Source organism: Janthinobacterium agaricidamnosum, from assembly GCF_003667705.1.
GTDB lineage: Bacteria > Pseudomonadota > Gammaproteobacteria > Burkholderiales > Burkholderiaceae_D > Janthinobacterium.
Genome location: NZ_CP033019.1, coordinates 5,063,421 through 5,079,277, shown reverse-complemented (window position 1 = coordinate 5,079,277; position 15,857 = coordinate 5,063,421). Strand labels below are relative to the sequence as shown.

At 63.6% G+C, this 15,857-nt stretch carries 14 protein-coding genes; 10 read left to right on the top strand and 4 right to left on the bottom strand.

Translation table 11 applies throughout. The features are described 5' to 3' along the window. Positions 1-2 precede the first annotated feature (2 nt). On the bottom strand, positions 3-425 hold the full coding sequence (locus D9M09_RS22955; protein ID WP_070218599.1) for a DUF1841 family protein: 423 nt from the start codon (positions 423-425) through the stop codon (positions 3-5). Positions 426-867: 442 nt separating this feature from the next. Between D9M09_RS22955 and mqo the strand changes: the two genes are divergently transcribed. Further along, positions 868-2,466, top strand: coding sequence for a malate dehydrogenase (quinone) (mqo, locus tag D9M09_RS22950; RefSeq protein ID WP_205602292.1), 1,599 nt, complete (start codon positions 868-870; stop codon positions 2,464-2,466). 100 nt (positions 2,467-2,566) lie between these two features. On the opposite strand, the gene D9M09_RS22945 is transcribed toward mqo, so the two are convergent. Next, positions 2,567-3,199 (bottom strand): RNA pyrophosphohydrolase, encoded by a 633-nt coding sequence (locus D9M09_RS22945; protein WP_070218597.1) that lies wholly within the window; start codon positions 3,197-3,199, stop codon positions 2,567-2,569. A 204-nt stretch (positions 3,200-3,403) separates the two neighbouring features. Here D9M09_RS22945 and D9M09_RS22940 point away from each other — a divergent pair, with 204 nt between their 5' ends. After that, positions 3,404-5,143 carry a proline--tRNA ligase gene (locus D9M09_RS22940; RefSeq protein ID WP_121670460.1) on the top strand — a complete coding sequence of 580 codons (1,740 nt, stop codon included), beginning with the start codon at positions 3,404-3,406 and terminating at the stop codon, positions 5,141-5,143. Next, positions 5,140-5,757 (top strand): lytic transglycosylase domain-containing protein, encoded by a 618-nt coding sequence (locus D9M09_RS22935; RefSeq protein WP_121670459.1) that lies wholly within the window; start codon positions 5,140-5,142, stop codon positions 5,755-5,757. The genes D9M09_RS22940 and D9M09_RS22935 overlap by 4 nt, the downstream gene beginning before the upstream one ends. A 213-nt stretch (positions 5,758-5,970) precedes the next feature. Here D9M09_RS22935 and D9M09_RS22930 read toward each other — a convergent pair whose 3' ends face one another. Both D9M09_RS22930 and ffh read right to left on the bottom strand, forming a co-directional pair. Continuing rightward, positions 5,971-6,366, bottom strand: a complete 396-nt coding sequence (locus D9M09_RS22930; protein ID WP_071653383.1) for an SWIB/MDM2 domain-containing protein — start codon at positions 6,364-6,366, stop codon at positions 5,971-5,973. Positions 6,367-6,721: 355 nt separating this feature from the next. Beyond that, on the bottom strand, positions 6,722-8,089 hold the full coding sequence (gene ffh / locus D9M09_RS22925; RefSeq protein WP_121670458.1) for a signal recognition particle protein: 1,368 nt from the start codon (positions 8,087-8,089) through the stop codon (positions 6,722-6,724). Positions 8,090-8,327: 238 nt separating this feature from the next. On the opposite strand from ffh, the gene D9M09_RS22920 reads away from it, so the two are divergent. The 7 genes from D9M09_RS22920 (at position 8,328) to D9M09_RS22890 (ending at position 15,856) form a co-directional block, all read left to right on the top strand. Then, complete coding sequence (locus D9M09_RS22920; RefSeq protein ID WP_121670457.1) at positions 8,328-8,837, top strand: sigma-70 family RNA polymerase sigma factor; 510 nt, start codon at positions 8,328-8,330, stop codon at positions 8,835-8,837. Next, positions 8,834-9,826, top strand: coding sequence for a FecR domain-containing protein (locus D9M09_RS22915; protein WP_162995777.1), 993 nt, complete (start codon positions 8,834-8,836; stop codon positions 9,824-9,826). Before D9M09_RS22920 ends, D9M09_RS22915 begins: the two co-directional genes overlap by 4 nt. Before the next feature lie 113 nt (positions 9,827-9,939). Continuing rightward, on the top strand, positions 9,940-12,141 hold the full coding sequence (locus tag D9M09_RS22910; RefSeq protein WP_205602291.1) for a TonB-dependent siderophore receptor: 2,202 nt from the start codon (positions 9,940-9,942) through the stop codon (positions 12,139-12,141). A 116-nt stretch (positions 12,142-12,257) separates the two neighbouring features. After that, positions 12,258-12,539, top strand: a complete 282-nt coding sequence (locus D9M09_RS22905; protein ID WP_083287002.1) for a hypothetical protein — start codon at positions 12,258-12,260, stop codon at positions 12,537-12,539. Next, positions 12,536-14,239, top strand: coding sequence for a PepSY-associated TM helix domain-containing protein (locus D9M09_RS22900; protein ID WP_205602290.1), 1,704 nt, complete (start codon positions 12,536-12,538; stop codon positions 14,237-14,239). The genes D9M09_RS22905 and D9M09_RS22900 overlap by 4 nt, the downstream gene beginning before the upstream one ends. After that, positions 14,236-14,577 carry a DUF3325 domain-containing protein gene (locus D9M09_RS22895; protein WP_070218591.1) on the top strand — a complete coding sequence of 114 codons (342 nt, stop codon included), beginning with the start codon at positions 14,236-14,238 and terminating at the stop codon, positions 14,575-14,577. Before D9M09_RS22900 ends, D9M09_RS22895 begins: the two co-directional genes overlap by 4 nt. A gap of 91 nt (positions 14,578-14,668) precedes the next feature. Then, positions 14,669-15,856 (top strand): efflux RND transporter periplasmic adaptor subunit, encoded by a 1,188-nt coding sequence (locus tag D9M09_RS22890; protein ID WP_070218590.1) that lies wholly within the window; start codon positions 14,669-14,671, stop codon positions 15,854-15,856. The last annotated feature ends 1 nt before the right edge of the window (position 15,857 follow it).

Sequence of the window (15,857 nt, the reverse complement as noted above, 5' to 3'; positions counted from 1 at the left end):
GGTTAACGCCTGCGGACGCAGTCGATATACGCGTCCGTATCCGGCGGCAAGCCCGAGCGCTGCGAGGCCCAGATCATCTGGCCCAGACATTCCATCACTTCGTGCTGGGCCGCATGGGCCGAATCGAGGCGCTGGGTCAGCTGCTGGACGGCCGGGCGGATGCCGCGCGGCTGGTCCACCTGTACCTGCTCCGTGATCGACAGATGCATGGACAGGTGCAGGAAGGGATTGGCCTGGCCTCCTTCGACGGAATAGTCGCGCGCCAGCGCCGCTTCGACATCGGAGAGCTCGTTTTCATACTCGGGATGTTCGAGGATCCAGTCGAGCGCGATGGCTTCCATCGGCGTGAGGATTTCATGGGCGCGGTGCTTGCGCAAGGTGTCGCAAAAGAAGCGGCGCACGTCGTCGGAAGATGGGTTGAACATGGCGGAAGGACTGTGGCTAAAGGGCAGCCGGCATTGTACCGCGTACGTCAATTCAAGGCATCGGGGATGCCTTTTTTGCCGTCTGGCGTCCGCTTGCATGACCCGATAGTCACCGCAATTTAATACCCTGCAGTAAGTATTATCCACTACCGCCACGGCCCGGTGGCGCCAAATAACGGTGATAAAATCGCCGCTCTTGATATTTGCACTGGACACGATGGCGATTTTGTTGCCATTGCGTGCTTCCATTGCCCGCACCTTTGCCACCAGATCTTGCTCCAGGCTTATCCCGGAGCGCGGCAGCATGCCTATCACCATCGACCTTGACCTGTCCGGCCGCCCTGGCGTTCCGGCTGGCCAACTGTTTTCATTTCATACAGCGATGGTGCCGCCACGGTGGCGCGCAAGAATCATCCTTCAGTATTCATAAACGGAGTTACGTATGCGTAAATCGCTATTACTTTTGATGTCGTGCCTGATCCTGGCGGCATGTGACAAGACCCCTCCGGCCTCGTCCGAAAAACCGGTCGACGTGCTGCTGATCGGCGCCGGCACCATGAGCGCCACCCTGGGCAGCATGCTCAAGGAACTCGATCCTTCGCTGACGATGGAAATGGTCGAGCGCCTCGATTCCGTGGCCGCCGAAAGTTCGGACGCGATGAACAACGCAGGCACGGGCCACTCGGCATTTGCCGAACTGAACTACACGCCGGAAGCGGCCGACGGCAGCATCGAGACCAAGAAGGCCGTTGCCATCAACGAGCAATTCGAAATTTCCAAGCAATTCTGGGCCTATCAGGTGGCCAACAAGCACCTGGGCGCGCCGCAAACCTTCATCAACAATGTGCCGCACATGGCCTTTGTCTGGGGCGACGACAATATTGCCTTTTTGAAGAAGCGCTATGCCGCGCTGCAAAAGGAAAACCTGTTCAAGGGCATGCTGTACTCGGAAGACCAGGCGCAGATCGAACAGTGGGCGCCGCTGGTCATGCAAGGTCGCGACAAGGGCCAGAAAGTGGCCGCGACGCGCATGGACATCGGTACCGACGTCAATTTCGGCAACCTCACGCGTGGCCTGGTGAAATACCTGACGGACAGCCACGGCATGGTGCTGCACCTGCGCCACCAGGTGGAAGACATCCGGCGCGGCGCCGACGGCGTGTGGAACGTGACGGTGAAAGACCTGGCCGCCGGCAAGGAAAAGACCATGCGCGCCAAGTTCGTCTTCATCGGCGCCGGCGGCGGTTCGCTGCCGCTGCTGGAAAAATCGGGTATTCCTGAAGCCAAGGGCTACGGCGGCGTGCCGGTCGGCGGCCAATGGCTGGTGACCACCAATCCGGAACTGGTGGCGGCGCATGCGGCCAAGGTGTACGGCAAGGCGTCCGTCGGTTCGCCGCCGATGTCCGTGCCGCATCTGGACACGCGCATCATTGATGGCAAGAAAGCCTTGCTGTTTGGCCCGTTCGCCACCTTCTCGACGAAGTTCCTGAAAAATGGTTCGTGGATCGACTTGCCTGCCTCGATCGGCACGGGCAATGTGAAACCGATGCTGCAAGCCGGTTACGACAATATTCCACTGACGAAATACCTGGTCGAACAGGTCATGAATACGCCGGAAGACCGCCTGAAGACCCTGCGCGAATACTTGCCGAACGCCAAGATGGAAGACTGGACCTTGCAAAACGCCGGCCAGCGCGTGCAGATCGTCAAGGATGACCCGGTCAAAGGCGGCTTGCTGCAGTTCGGCACGGAAGTCGTCGGCGCCGCCGATGGCAGCATCGTCGCCTTGCTGGGTGCTTCGCCAGGCGCCTCGACCGCGCCGCCGATCATGATCAAGGTGCTGCAAACGGCCTTCAAGAGCCGCCTGGCCACGCCGGAATGGCAAGCGAAGATGGTGGAAATGGTGCCGTCGTACGGTCAAAAGCTGAACAACGACCCGGCCCTGGCCAACAAGATCCGCCATTACAGCAGCAATATCCTGGGCTTGAAAGCCATCACGCTCGACGTTCCCGCTGCTGCGCCAGCGCCGGCGGCAAACTAAGCCAGCCTGACCGGCAGGGGAGTTTCCTGCCGGCATGAAAAAAGGGGCAGCCTGTTCAGGCTGCCCCTTTTGCGTGGGAGCGTGCGTTCATTGCGGCTGACTACTCCTTGCCCGGCAAGATCAGCTCCGGCGTACACCCTTCGGCGGCGATGCCGTCGCAAGGCTTGGCCAGTGCCGCGCCGTCCTGTGCCCGTGGCGCATGGGGCTGGCGCAGGTAGCGCGACGTGTGGCGGTGCGCTTGCTGTGCGTTGCCATGCACGGGCCAGGTCAGGAAGCGGGACAGCTCCTGCAAGGCGCGCTGGTATACATCGCGTTTAAATTCAATGACGACATCGAGCGGGACCCAGTATTCATGCCAGCGCCAGGCGTCGAACTCCGGATGATCGGTCAGGCGCAGATTGACGTCGTTATCGCGCGCGCACATTCTCAGCAGAAACCAAATCTGCTTCTGGCCACGGTAATGGCCGCGAATCTCGCGCTTGATGAAGTGGTCTGGCACCTCATAGCGCAGCCAGTCGCGGGTGCGGCCGACAATTTTGACGTGTTCCTGTCTGAGTCCGATTTCCTCTTCAAGTTCGCGAAACATGGCTTGTTCCGGTGTTTCGCCATATTTGATACCGCCTTGCGGAAACTGCCATGAGTGCTCGCGCACCCGCTTGCCCCACCACACCTCGTTCTGGGCGTTTAGCAGGATGATGCCGACGTTGGGCCGAAACCCTTCACGGTCGAGCATAATGCACCTCAAACTTTCTGCGACAGTGCGTCCTTTTTTACATAATTACCCACAACTTCGCAAGCCGGTGACCTTTTCGGGGTGCGAAAAGCGCCGGAATCGCACCAATTGAGCGCATTTGTGTAAAGTATGGACGCATCAGCCAGCTAATCCTTTAAAATTAGGTTGATTATAACCCTCTCTTTTTAAAAAGAATTCACCGTTATGCGCGCCTCCCGTTTTTTTATTTCCACACTTAAAGATGCACCTTCTGACGCGGAAATCGTCAGCCACCAATTGATGATGCGTGCAGGCATGATCAAACGCCTCGGTTCCGGCATCTATACCTACATGCCGATGGGCTTGCGCGTGATCCGCAAGGTGGAAGCCATCATCCGTGACGAGATGAACAAAGCCGCCGGCATCGAACTGCTGATGCCGCTCGTGCAGCCGGCCGAACTGTGGCAGGAGACGGGCCGCTGGACCAAGATGGGCGACGAACTGATGCGCGTGAAAGACCGCCACGGCCGCGAATACGCGATCCAGCCCACGTCGGAAGAAGTCATCACCGACGTCGTGCGCACGGAAATCAAGTCCTACCGCCAGTTGCCGTTGAACTTTTATCACATCCAGACCAAGTTCCGCGACGAGCGCCGCCCACGTTTCGGCCTGATGCGCGGCCGCGAATTCACCATGAAGGACGCGTATTCGTTCGACCGCGACCTGGCTGGCATGCAGGCGTCGTATAAAGTCATGTTCGACGCCTACACGCGCATCTTCACGCGTTTCGGCCTGAAATTCCGCGCCGTGGCGGCCGACAACGGCGCCATCGGCGGCTCCGGTTCGCATGAATTCCACGTCATCGCCCACACGGGTGAAGACGCGCTTGTGTACTGCCCGACGTCCGACTACGCCGCCAACATGGAAGCGGCCGAAGCGCTGCCGCCAGCGGGCGAGCGCCCGGCCGCCACCCAGGCGCTGACGAAAACGGCCACGCCGGACACCGTCAAGTGCGAAACCGTGGCCGCCTTGCTGGGCATCGAGCTGTCGCGCACCGTGAAAACCATCGCCCTGACGGTGGAAACGACGGGCAAGGACGACAAAGTCACGAAACAGCATTTCATGCTGCTGCTGCGCGGCGACCATGAACTGAACGAGATCAAGGTGGGCAAGGTTGCCGGCCTGGCCGGTCACCGTTTCTCGACGGAAGCGGAAATCCTGGAAGTCTACGGCACCATCCCTGGCTACCTGGGCCCGATCGGCACGAAGGCACCCGTCACCGTGGTGGCGGACCGCACGGTCGCTCACATGAGCGACTTCGTCTGCGGCGCGAATGAGGCCGGTTTCCACTACACGGGCGCCAACTGGGGCCGTGACGTGGCCGAGCCTGCCATCGTGGCCGACTTGCGCAATGTCGTCGCCGGCGATGCGTCGCCGGACGGCCAGGGCGCACTGGCCATCGAGCGCGGCATCGAAGTGGGCCACGTGTTCCAGCTGGGTACGGCGTACTCGGAAAGCATGAAAGCCACCTTCCTCGATGAAAACGGCAAGCCTGCGCCGCTGCAGATGGGTTGCTACGGCATCGGCGTGACGCGCATCCTGGGCGCCGCCATCGAACAGAACTTCGACGACAAGGGCATCATCTGGCCCGCGTCGATCGCACCGTTCGAGGTCGTGCTGTGCCCGATGGGCATGGACCGCAGCGAACTGGTCAAGGAAGAGACGGAGAAGCTGTACGCGGCCCTGCAAGGCGCTGGCGTGGACGTCATCGTCGACGACCGCGGCTTGCGCCCTGGCGCCATGTTCGCTGACTGGGAACTGATTGGCGTGCCGCACCGCATCGTCATCGGCGAGCGCGGCCTGAAAGAAGGCAAGCTGGAATACCAGGGCCGCCGCGACGCGGAAGCGACCGGCGTTGCGCCGGACGAGATCGTCGCCTTCATCCAGGGCAAAATGGCGCAGTGAAGCGCTTATCGCTAAGTAAAACGGCTGGCGCGCTCGCGCTGGCCGCTGGCCTGGCCTGCGTTTCCTTTGCGCAGGCCGGCAACCAGAAAGAGGAGGCGCTGGCCGACTCCGTCCGCCTGGCCCTGTCGCACGCGATCCGCGACGAACGCCCCCCGCAGCCCAAATTTGCCACGCCCGCCGACTTGCAGCGCTACCAGCAATGGCTGGCGCAGATGTCGCAACGCCTGCAGCGCAAGCTGCCGGACGCCCAGCTGCGCACGGAATTCCTGGAAACCGTCTGGTACGAGTCGCGCCGCGCGGGCCTGGAGCCGGCCCTGGTGCTGGGTCTGATCCAGGTCGAGTCGGCCTACCGCAAATACGCCGTCTCGCTGGCCGGCGCCCGCGGCTACATGCAGGTGATGCCGTTCTGGACGGGCGTCATCGGCGACCATGACCGCAGCAAGCTGTTCCACATGCAGACGAATCTGCGCTACGGCTGCGCGATCCTGCGCATGTACCTGGATATGGAAAAGGGCGATTTATACCTGGCGCTGGGGCGCTACAACGGCAGCCGGGGCAGGGCCGAGTACCCGAATGCCGTGCGCGCCGCGTGGAGGCAGTGGGAATTTAAATGAAGGCTGGGGTCAGACCCCCGGCAGCGTTGGCGCAGAGCTCTGTGTTAACGGTGTTGAGGGTCTGACCCCGGGTGAATGGGGCGGACGTAGGTCGGATTAGGTCTGAAAGACCGTAATCCGACAACATAGTTGACGCCCGCAGCAAAAAAAATGCCCCGCTCGCAGTAATGCGGCGGGGCACTCACACGGCGCGGACGCCCTGTGCGTATCTGATTATTTCAAATGATCGGAGATCAGTTTCGTCATTTCAAACATGGAGACTTGGGCTTTGCCGCCGAAAACGGCTTTCAGCTTGTCGTCCGCATTGATCATGCGGCGGTTCGCCGGATCTTGCAGATCGAGTTTTTTGATGTAATCCCATACCTTTTTGGTCACTTCCGTGCGCGGCAGTGGTGCTGCGCCAACAACGGCGGCCAGCTCTTTCGATGGCGTCATTGCTTTCATGAATGCTGCGTTTGGCTTGCGTGGTGTTGCCGGTGCTGCCGCTTTCTTCGCCGCTGCTGGTTTAGCTGCTGCCTTGGCTGCGGGTGCTGCTTTCTTGGCGGCTGCAGGCTTGGCTGCTGCTGCTTTGGCTGGCGCTGCTACTGGGGTTTTTTTGGCTGTTGCCATCTTCGAGCCTCCTTAACAAACACATGGGAAATTGCGCAATTAATCGCACGGCTAATATTGGTGTGGATTTACCTTGTATGCAAGTGTTTTTCACGTTTTCACGAGGAAAAAGCAGGGAAATGCCGTGCCTGTCGCCCGGGCGCACCGCTTGGGAGCGCAGAACGGCGTTTTTACCCGTAAATGGCATGGTTGCTGGCTATGCGGGGAGGGGCGCTGCGAAGGGAGGGAAGAGTGATGCCGAACACATGAAAATGCATTCCGGCATTATTTAGAACGGTGTTTTTTGATCTGTCGAGTTTGGATACACGGCCTAATGAATGCCGTCACGCTCCCCGCGAGCGGGGATCGTGACGCCTTACCTCATCCCAGGCATCATGCCCTTCATGCTACGCATCATCTTCATCATGCCGCCGCCCGACAATTTCTTCATCATCGTCTGCATCTGCTCGAATTGCGTCAGCATGCGGTTCACTTCCTGCACCTGCACGCCGGCGCCGGCGGCGATGCGGCGCTTGCGCGTGGCCTTGATCAGTTCAGGCTTGGCGCGTTCCTGCGGCGTCATCGAATCGATGATGCCGCACATGCGGCGCACCTGTTTATCGGCCTGATCCATGTTCTTGCCGCCTGCCGCCTGCTGGAACTGGGCCGGCAGCTTGTCCATCAGGTTGGCCATGCCGCCCATTTTCTTCATCTGGCCCAGTTGCGCCTTGAAGTCGTTCATGTCGAACTTGCCGCCGACCTTGATCTTTTGCGCCAGGTCGGCCGCCGCCTTGCTGTCGACGCCCTTGCGCGCCTCTTCCACCAGGGCGAGGATGTCGCCCATGCCGAGGATGCGGTTGGCCATGCGGGTCGGGTCGAACGCTTCCAGGCCGTCGAGTTTTTCCGAGACACCGGCAAACTTGATCGGTTTGCCCGTGATGTGGCGCACGGACAGGGCGGCACCGCCGCGCGCATCGCCGTCGAGCTTGGTCAGCACGATACCGGTCAGCGGCAGCGCATCGTTGAAGGCCTTGGCCGTGTTGATGGCGTCCTGGCCCAGCATGGCGTCGACGACGAACAGGGTTTCGATCGGTTTCACGGCGGCGTGGACGGCGGCGATTTCGCGCATCATCTCTTCGTCGATACCGAGACGGCCCGCCGTATCGATGATCAGTACGTCGTGGTAGTGCTTTTTCGCCCAGTCCAGCGCGGCCAGGGCGATATCGACCGGCTTGTCCGTGCTGGTGGACGGGAAGAAGTCGGCGCCGACCTGGGCGGTGACCGATTGCAGCTGGGCGATCGCGGCAGGGCGGTACACGTCGGCCGAGACGGTCAGCACTTTCTTCTTCTTTTCTTCCTTCAGGTACTTCGCCAGCTTGCCGACGGTGGTGGTTTTACCCACACCCTGCAGACCGGCCATCAGGATGATGGCGGGCGGCTGTTGCGCAAAGCTGATCTGCGACGCTTCCGGTCCCAGGTCGGCGCCCATCAGGGCGGCCAGCTCGCGCTGCACCACGCCAACGAGGGCCTGGCCTGGCGTCAGCGAGGAAATGACATCCTCGCCCATGGCTTTTTCTTTGACTTTGGCGATGAATTCGCGCACGGCGGGCAGGGCGACGTCGGCTTCGAGCAGCGCCAGGCGCACTTCGCGCAGCATGTCGGCGGTGTTCGCTTCGGTCAGGCGCGCCTCGCCGCGCATGGTCTTGACGACTTTGGCAAGCCGTTGGGTGAGATTATCTAGCATGATGAACCTGCAATGAAAAGCTTGGGAGTGGGCGGCGAAAGCCGGACGATGGCCGTCATTTTACCTTATCGCGGTTGGCTGGCGGTCCTGCGCTGCAGCGCCTGGCGGTTGGCCGGCTTTTGAATTAGTTGGTATTTCTGTCAATGCCGCGATTGCATCAAAGGCATTGCGCGGTTAGAATGCGAATAATTCTTATTTACATTCTCGGGCAGCGCACGCCTGAGCGGAAAGGGATGCCATGTCGGCCGCCGATTTTGCCCAGCAACAAGACCTGCACGCGCTCTACAGCAGCCATCATGGCTGGCTGCAGGGCTGGCTGCGGCATAAGCTGGGCAATGCGGGCGACGCGGCGGATCTGGCGCAAGACACCTTCATCAGCGTGCTGACGGCCGCTTCCGCGCCGCAGATCCGCGAAGCGCGGCCTTTTCTCGCCACCGTCGCGCGCCGCCTGGTGGCGCACCGCTACCGCCGCCAAGTGCTGGAAGACGCGTATCTGGAGGCGCTCGCCTGTCTGCCGCCCGAGGTAGCGCCCGCGCCCGAAGCGCGGCTGCTGGCGCTGGAAGCCTTGCAGGAAATCGACACGGCCCTCGGCGGCTTGCCCGCGCCCGTGCGCACGGCGTTCTTGCTGGCGCAGCTCGAAGGCCTCAGCTATGCCGAGATCGCCGCGCGCCTGAACGTGTCGGCCAGCTCGGTCAAGCAATACCTGACGCGTGCCAACCGCCAGGTGTTTTTCTCGCTGCCGGCATGAGCACGGCGGCAGAACCGGCGGCACCGCCAGCCATCCGCGAGGACGTGCAGCAGCAGGCGGCCGAGTGGCTGACCGTGCTGATGTCGAGCGAGGCCAGCGAAGCGCAGCACGCCGCCTGGCAGCGCTGGCGCGCAGCCGACCCGGAACATGAACGGGCCTGGCGGCATATCGAAGCGGTATCGCGGCGCTTCAACGGCTTGCACCGCGGCGCGGCCGCGCAGGCGCTGGCCGGCACGCAGCGCAAGGCCGTCAACGGCAAGCGGCGCCAGGTGCTGGCGTGGCTGGGCGTGACGGCCGGCGGCGGCATGCTGGCCGCGCAGACGGGCGCCTGGGACGGCGTGCGCGCCCTGCGTGCCGACTACCGCACGGCCACGGGCGAGCGGCGCGAGGTGGCGCTGGACGATGGCAGCGTGCTCAATCTGAATACGGGATCGGCCGTCAACGTGCGTTTCGACGCCAGCCGCCGCCTGATCGAGCTGCTGGCCGGCGAGGTCCTCGTGGCAAGCGGCCACGGTGCCGGCAGCGCCGCGCCTTTGGTGGTGGTCACGCGCGAAGGCCTGGTGCGCGCGCTGGGCACGCGCTTTGCCGTGCGCCAGCAGGATGGCTACAGCACGGTGGACGTGTTTGAAAGCGCCGTTGAAATCCGTCCCCGCGACGGTGCTGGCGCGCCAATGCTGCTGGCGGCCGGGCGCGGCGTGGCCTTTTGCCGCCACGCGCCGGACGCGCCGCACGCCATCGCTGCGTATGCGGATGCCTGGTCGCGCGGGCAGCTGATCGTCGACGACGTGACCCTGGGCGATTTCCTGGCCGACCTGGCCCGCTACCGCCCCGGCGTGATCGATTGCGCGCCGGCAGTGGCCCAACTGCGCCTGTCGGGCGTGTTCCCGCTGGCCGACACCGAGCGCATTTTGAACATGCTGCCCAACTCGCTGCCGGTGCAGGTACGCAGCCGCACGCGCTATTGGGTCAGCGTCGAACCGGCGCCGTAGCACGCTGCGCAGAAATATTTAGCCATCCGGCTGCCCGTTTTTCGTTTTCGCGGCACCTACAGAGTAGGGCGCCTGTTTTCTACCGTCTGATGACGCCACTATCAGGAACTTTTATGTCGTACGCTTTCAATTTTGTCAATTTGCCATCACCTCACTGCGCATTGCGTCCGCTGGCGCAAGCCGCCGCGGCCCTGTGCCTGGCCGCCAGCTTGCCGGCGCTGGCGCAGCAGGCCTCGCCTGCCGTTCCCGTCCCTGAGCAAACCATGCTTGGCGTGTCCGTCACGGCGGGGCGCGATGCGACGACGGAAGGCAGCGGCTCCTATACGACGGGCGTGAGCAATACGGCAACCAAGCTGAACCTGTCGCTGCGCGAAACGCCGCAGTCGGTCAGCGTGCTGACGCGCCAGCAGATCGACGACCTGGGCATCACGACCCTGGACGACGCCGTGCAGTCGATCACGGGGCTGGTCATGCAAAAGGGCAACTTTACGGGCGATTCGGGCAGTTTCAGCGCACGTGGCTTTCCAGTCGATAACATCCTGCTCGACGGCTTGCCCACCAGCCTCGGCGCGAACGGCACTTTCAATGGCGACAATGACGACCTGGCCATCTACGACCGCATCGAAGTGGTGCGCGGCGCTACGGGCCTGACCACGGGCAGCGGCACGCCCAGCGCGGCCATCAACATGGTGCGCAAGCGCCCGACGGCCACGCCGCAAGCGTCGTTCTCGGCCAGCATCGGCAGCTGGAGCAACTACCGCCTGGAAGCCGATGCGGCCAACGCGCTCAACGCAGCGAAGACCCTGCGCGGGCGCATGGTCGTCACGGTGCAGGACAAGAAGGATTTTGTCGACGTGCTGCATGGACGCAATCACCAGCTGTACGGCATCATCGAGGCCGATCTGCGTCCCGATACCACGTTGACCGTGGGCGCCCACTACCGCAAGACCGATAACGACGGCGTGACAACGGGCGTGGTGACGGCCGCCGACGGCCGCTTTTTGCATTTGCCCCGTTCCACCTACCTGGGCAGCGATTTCGACGGCTGGCGCCAGACCGATAAAACCATCTTCGCCGAACTGGAACACCGCTTCGCCAACGGCTGGAAGGCCAAGCTGGCGGCCACGCGCAAGACGCCCGAGATCGACACGACCTTTTCCGGCATCAACCGCCGCGGCGACACCCTGCGTTTCAATTCGCAAAGCTACCGCGCCGAACTGGCCAACACCAGCTATGACGCCTATGCCAGCGGCAGCTACAGCCTGTTCGGCCGCGAGCACGAGCTGACGGTCGGCGCCAGCCACCGCCGTTCGTCGAAAAACAGCTATGGCGGCTGGGCGCCGTACAGCTGGGGCGCGGCTGCGCCCGTGCTCGACCCGTTCCACTGGGACGCGGGCAGCGTGGCGCGCCCCGTCATCAATTACGCGCAGTGGCGCACGGCCAGCATTACCGAGCAAAGCGGCGTGTATGCGGGCACGCGCCTGCGCCTGACCGAGCCGCTGTCGCTGGTGCTGGGCGGGCGCGTGAGCTGGTACAAGGACGATGCCGGCTACTCGGTGGCGCGCGAATTCACGCCGTACGCCGGTGTCGTATATGACCTCGACAAGCAGCATTCCGTGTACGCCAGCTGGACCGAGATCTTCCAGCCGCAGGCGTCCACCGATGCCAATGCGCGGCCCCTGAAACCGATCAGCGGCACCAACTATGAAGCGGGCGTGAAAGGCGAATACTTCGGCGGCGCCCTCAATGCCAGCGCGGCCGTGTTCCAGATCCGCCAGCAGAACCGCGGCGTGGACGACCTGGCCGGCCCGAATCCCTGCCCCGGCAGCACCTGGGGCTATTGCCAGCGCGCGTCGGGCGAAGTGCGCAGCGAAGGCGTGGAGCTGGACGTGGCGGGCGCGCTGACGCCGGACTGGCAGCTGTCGGCCGGTTTTACGTATGTGAAGGCGCAATTCACGCGCGACAGCGATCCGGCCAATATCGGCAAGGATTTCAACAGCCGCTATCCGCGCCAGCAGCTCAAGCTGGCCACCAGCTACCGCCTGTCCGGCGCTGCACAGGGCTGGCGCGTCGGCGCGTCGGTGTACGGGCAGGGCGCGACCGAGTCGAGCGACGGCACCTACCATCTGCGCCAGGGCCGCTATGCGATCGTGGGCCTGAACGCGGCCTGGCAGATCGACAGCCGCGCCGAGCTGCGCCTGAACGTCAACAATGCGCTGGACAAGCACTATTACCAGAGCATCTATTCCGATGTCTTCGGCAACCTGGCAGGGGCGCCGCGCAACGTGATGCTGACATTGAACTACAAACTGTAAACAATCACTTTTGAATGACCTATCTTGATGAAGGATGCATGGCTTATGGATGTGCAGTTGAATCTGGCCCACGCCAGTAATGGCGTGAGCCGGCGTATGCCACGGGGAGTGCCGCGATGATGAAGTCGGCCAACATGATGTTGTTTTCGCGCGTGCTTGCCGCCGTCTTTGGCGGCTATGCGCTCACGTCCGGCGTGGCCGTGCTGCTGGCGGCCGTGCTGCCGCTGTCGCGCGCCGAAGCCGTGCTGACGGCGACCCTGAGCGCCTTTGTCGTCTACACCTGCGCCGTGATCTGGGTCTTTGCCGTGCAAGACCTGCGCCGCGCCTGGCTGGGCATGCTGTTGCCAGCGATCCTGTGCGGCGGCATCGGCCTGCTGCTGTCGCGGGGTGCCGCATGAACGCCGTCAAGATAGACAAAGTGGTGAAAACGCAGCAGCAGGGCGGCCTGCGCCAGGCCATGGCCTGGCTGCATACGTGGAGCGGCCTGTGGATTTCCTGGCTGCTGTTCGCCATCTTCCTGACCGGCACCCTGGCCGTCTTCGACGACCCGATCGGCCACTGGATGACGCCCGAACACGCGTTGGAAGAAGCGGCGCATGCGAACGATCCGCCGTTGCCGAAGGTCACGGACCGTGGCCACCGCCTGGAGCTGGCGCTCGACTTCATGGCGAAGGAACATCCGAAGGCGGACATGTGGGAAATCTGGCCCGTGCAGCGTCCCGGCCACGGCCTGTCCGCCTACTGGTTCCAGCCCAGCGGCGGCTATGGCTCGGCGGAGCTCGATCCGCTGACGGGCGCCGTCATCGAACATGCGCGCGAGGCAACGGAACGGGAAACCATCGGCGGCCACCATTTCGTCGATTTCCACTACGAGCTGCACGCGGGGCGCATCGGCGTCTGGATCGTCGGCATCACCACCATGATCATGCTGGTGGCGCTGGTGAGCGGCGTCATCACGCACAAGCGCATCTTCAAGGATTTCTTCACCTTCCGCCCGGCCAAGGGCCAGCGCTCGTGGCTCGACGCGCACAACGCCGTGGCCGTGCTGACCTTGCCGTTCCAGTTCATGATCGCCTACACGGGCCTGGCATTTTTCAGCGATGACTATGTGCCGGCCCCCGTGGCCGCGCAATACGGCATGGACAACCCCAAGAAAGCCTTTTTGAGCGACTGGAACGACGCGGGCAAACCCGTGAAGACGGGCCAGCCGCTGGCCATTCCCGCGCTGGAAGCGTTCGCGCTGCGCGCCGAACAGTCCATCGGCCAGGAAATCCGCGCCGTGGTGCTGGACAATCCGAACGACGCCTCCATGCGCGTGTGCATGTACGGCTGGAATGAAGAGACGGACACGATGGAACGCATCAGCGCCAACACGGGCAGGGCTTGCTATGCGCTGGCCACGGGCGAGCAGACCGCCTTGCGTCTGCCCGGCGCGTCCGACACGGGCGGCGCGGGCCTGACGCGCTCCGTCATGTCGAATCTGCACATGGTGGGTTTTGGCGGCACGCCCATGCGCTGGCTGTACTTTTTCTGCGGCCTGGCCGGCACGGCCATGATGGGCACGGGCGCGATCATGTTCATGGTCAAGCGCCGCCAGAAGTCGGGCGGCGAGTTCGGCGCTTACACGCAGCGCGTCTACCGCGCCATCGAATGCCTGAACGTGGCGGCGATTGCCGGCCTGTCCATCGCCTGCGTGGGCTTCCTGTGGGCGAACCGTTTGATCCCCGTCGGCCTCGAGCACCGCGCCGGCTGGGAAGTGCGCGCCTTCTTCGGCGTGTGGTTTTTGATGCTCGTGCACGCCTGCGTGCGCGCGGAAAAGCGCGCGTGGATCGAGCAACTGGGCTTGCTGGCCGCCCTGTGCCTGCTGCTGCCGGTGCTCAATGTCCTGAGCACGGGCGACAACCTGGCGGCGCAAATCGCGCGCGGCGACTGGGAAAGCGCCGGCGTGGAGCTGGGCAGCATGGCCTTCGGCCTGCTGGCCGCCTGGGGCGCGTGGAAAGTCCACCAGCGCAAGGAAAAACCGGTGAAAAAGGCTGCTGCCAAGGAAAGCGCTACGCCCTCGGTCAGCCTGCACGTCACTACGGAAGGACAGTCATGATTAACACCATCCTGTGCGCGCTAGGCCTGTCGTATGCGGGCATGGCCAGCCTCTCCCTGGCGATGGACCGCCACCATGGCCAGGTCTGGGGCAGGGACGCGGCGCCGAACGTGCGGCGCGCGCTGCAGCTGGCGGGTGCCGTCCTGCTGGCGCTGGCCATCTGGCCTTGCGTGGCCGGCTGGAGCGCCACCGTCGGCGTCGTCGCCTGGCTGGGTTTCATTTCGGCCGGCGCGCTGCTGGTGGCCCTGCTGCTGCCGTATGCGCCCCGATTGCTGTTGCGTAGTTCCCTGCTGGCAGCCGTCGCCGCGCTGGCAGGTCTTGTGACGTTCCTGCGGTGATGTCCACCGCTATTTTCAAGGATAGACCGATGTATTTTTCACGTTTGGCGACACCGTTTTACTGTACTTGTAACCGCAAGGCGGCTTCCTGATGGCGGCCCGCCTGCCTTCGCGCCGCGCCCGCATCCTCGGCGGCGTGGTCTTGCTGGCGCTGTTCGGCGCCGGCTTTCTATGGGCAACGCGCGGTCCGAAAACCGTGTTCGACACGGCGCCCGTCAAGCGCGGCAATATCGAGGCCAGCGTCACGGCCATCGGCACCCTGCAGCCGCAAACCTATGTCGACGTGGGTGCGCAGGTGTCGGGCCAGATCACGCGCCTGCACGTGCAGCCCGGCAGCGCCGTGGAAAAAGGCCAGTTGCTGGCAGAGATCGACCCCAGCGTGCAGCAAGCCACGGTCGACGCGGGCCGTGCCGCGCTGGCGGGCTTGCGCGCGCAGCTGGCCGACCAGCAGGCGCAGCATCGCCTGGCGGGCCAGCAGCACGTGCGCCAGAAGCAGATGGCCAAGTTCGATTCGACGCCGCTGGCCGACCTGGAGACGGCCGAAGCCACCCTGGCCTCGGCCGGCGCCAAGATCGACCACCTGAAGGCGCAGATCGACCAGACGCAGGCCAGCCTGAAGGCGGACGAGGCGCGCCTCGGCTATACGCGCATCTACGCGCCCATGGCCGGCAAGGTCGTGGGCCTGGACGCGAAAGAGGGGCAAACCCTGAACGCCACCTACCAGACGCCGAACATTCTGCGTATCGCCGATTTGTCGGCCATGACGGTATGGACGGAAGTGTCGGAAGCGGACGTGCGCCGCGTGCGCCCGGACATGCCCGTCTACTTCACCACCCTGGGCGGCGATCAGCGGCGCTGGAGCGGCAAGGTGCGGCAAGTGCTGCCCGCGCCGCCGGTGCCCGGTGGTGCCGCCGCCGGCACGGCCCTGGCGCCGTCGACCAGCAAGGTGATCTTGTATACCGTGCTGTTCGACGTCGATAACGCCGATGGCGAATTGATGCCGCAGATGACGGCGCAAGTGGTGTTTGTCACGGCCGCGGCGAACAATGTGCTGGCCGTGCCCTTGCCGGCCCTGAAACCATCGACGGAAGAAGGCGCCAAGCCGGGGCAGTTCACGGCCCGCGTGATGGATGCGGACGGCAAGGTCGATACGCGCGCCGTCACCGTGGGCGTGCGCAACCGCCTCAGCGCGGAAGTGCTGCAAGGCTTGCGCGAAGGCGAATTGCTGGTCACGGGCGAACAGCCGGCCGGCAGCGGCAGCAGCAGGTTCCAGCTATGAG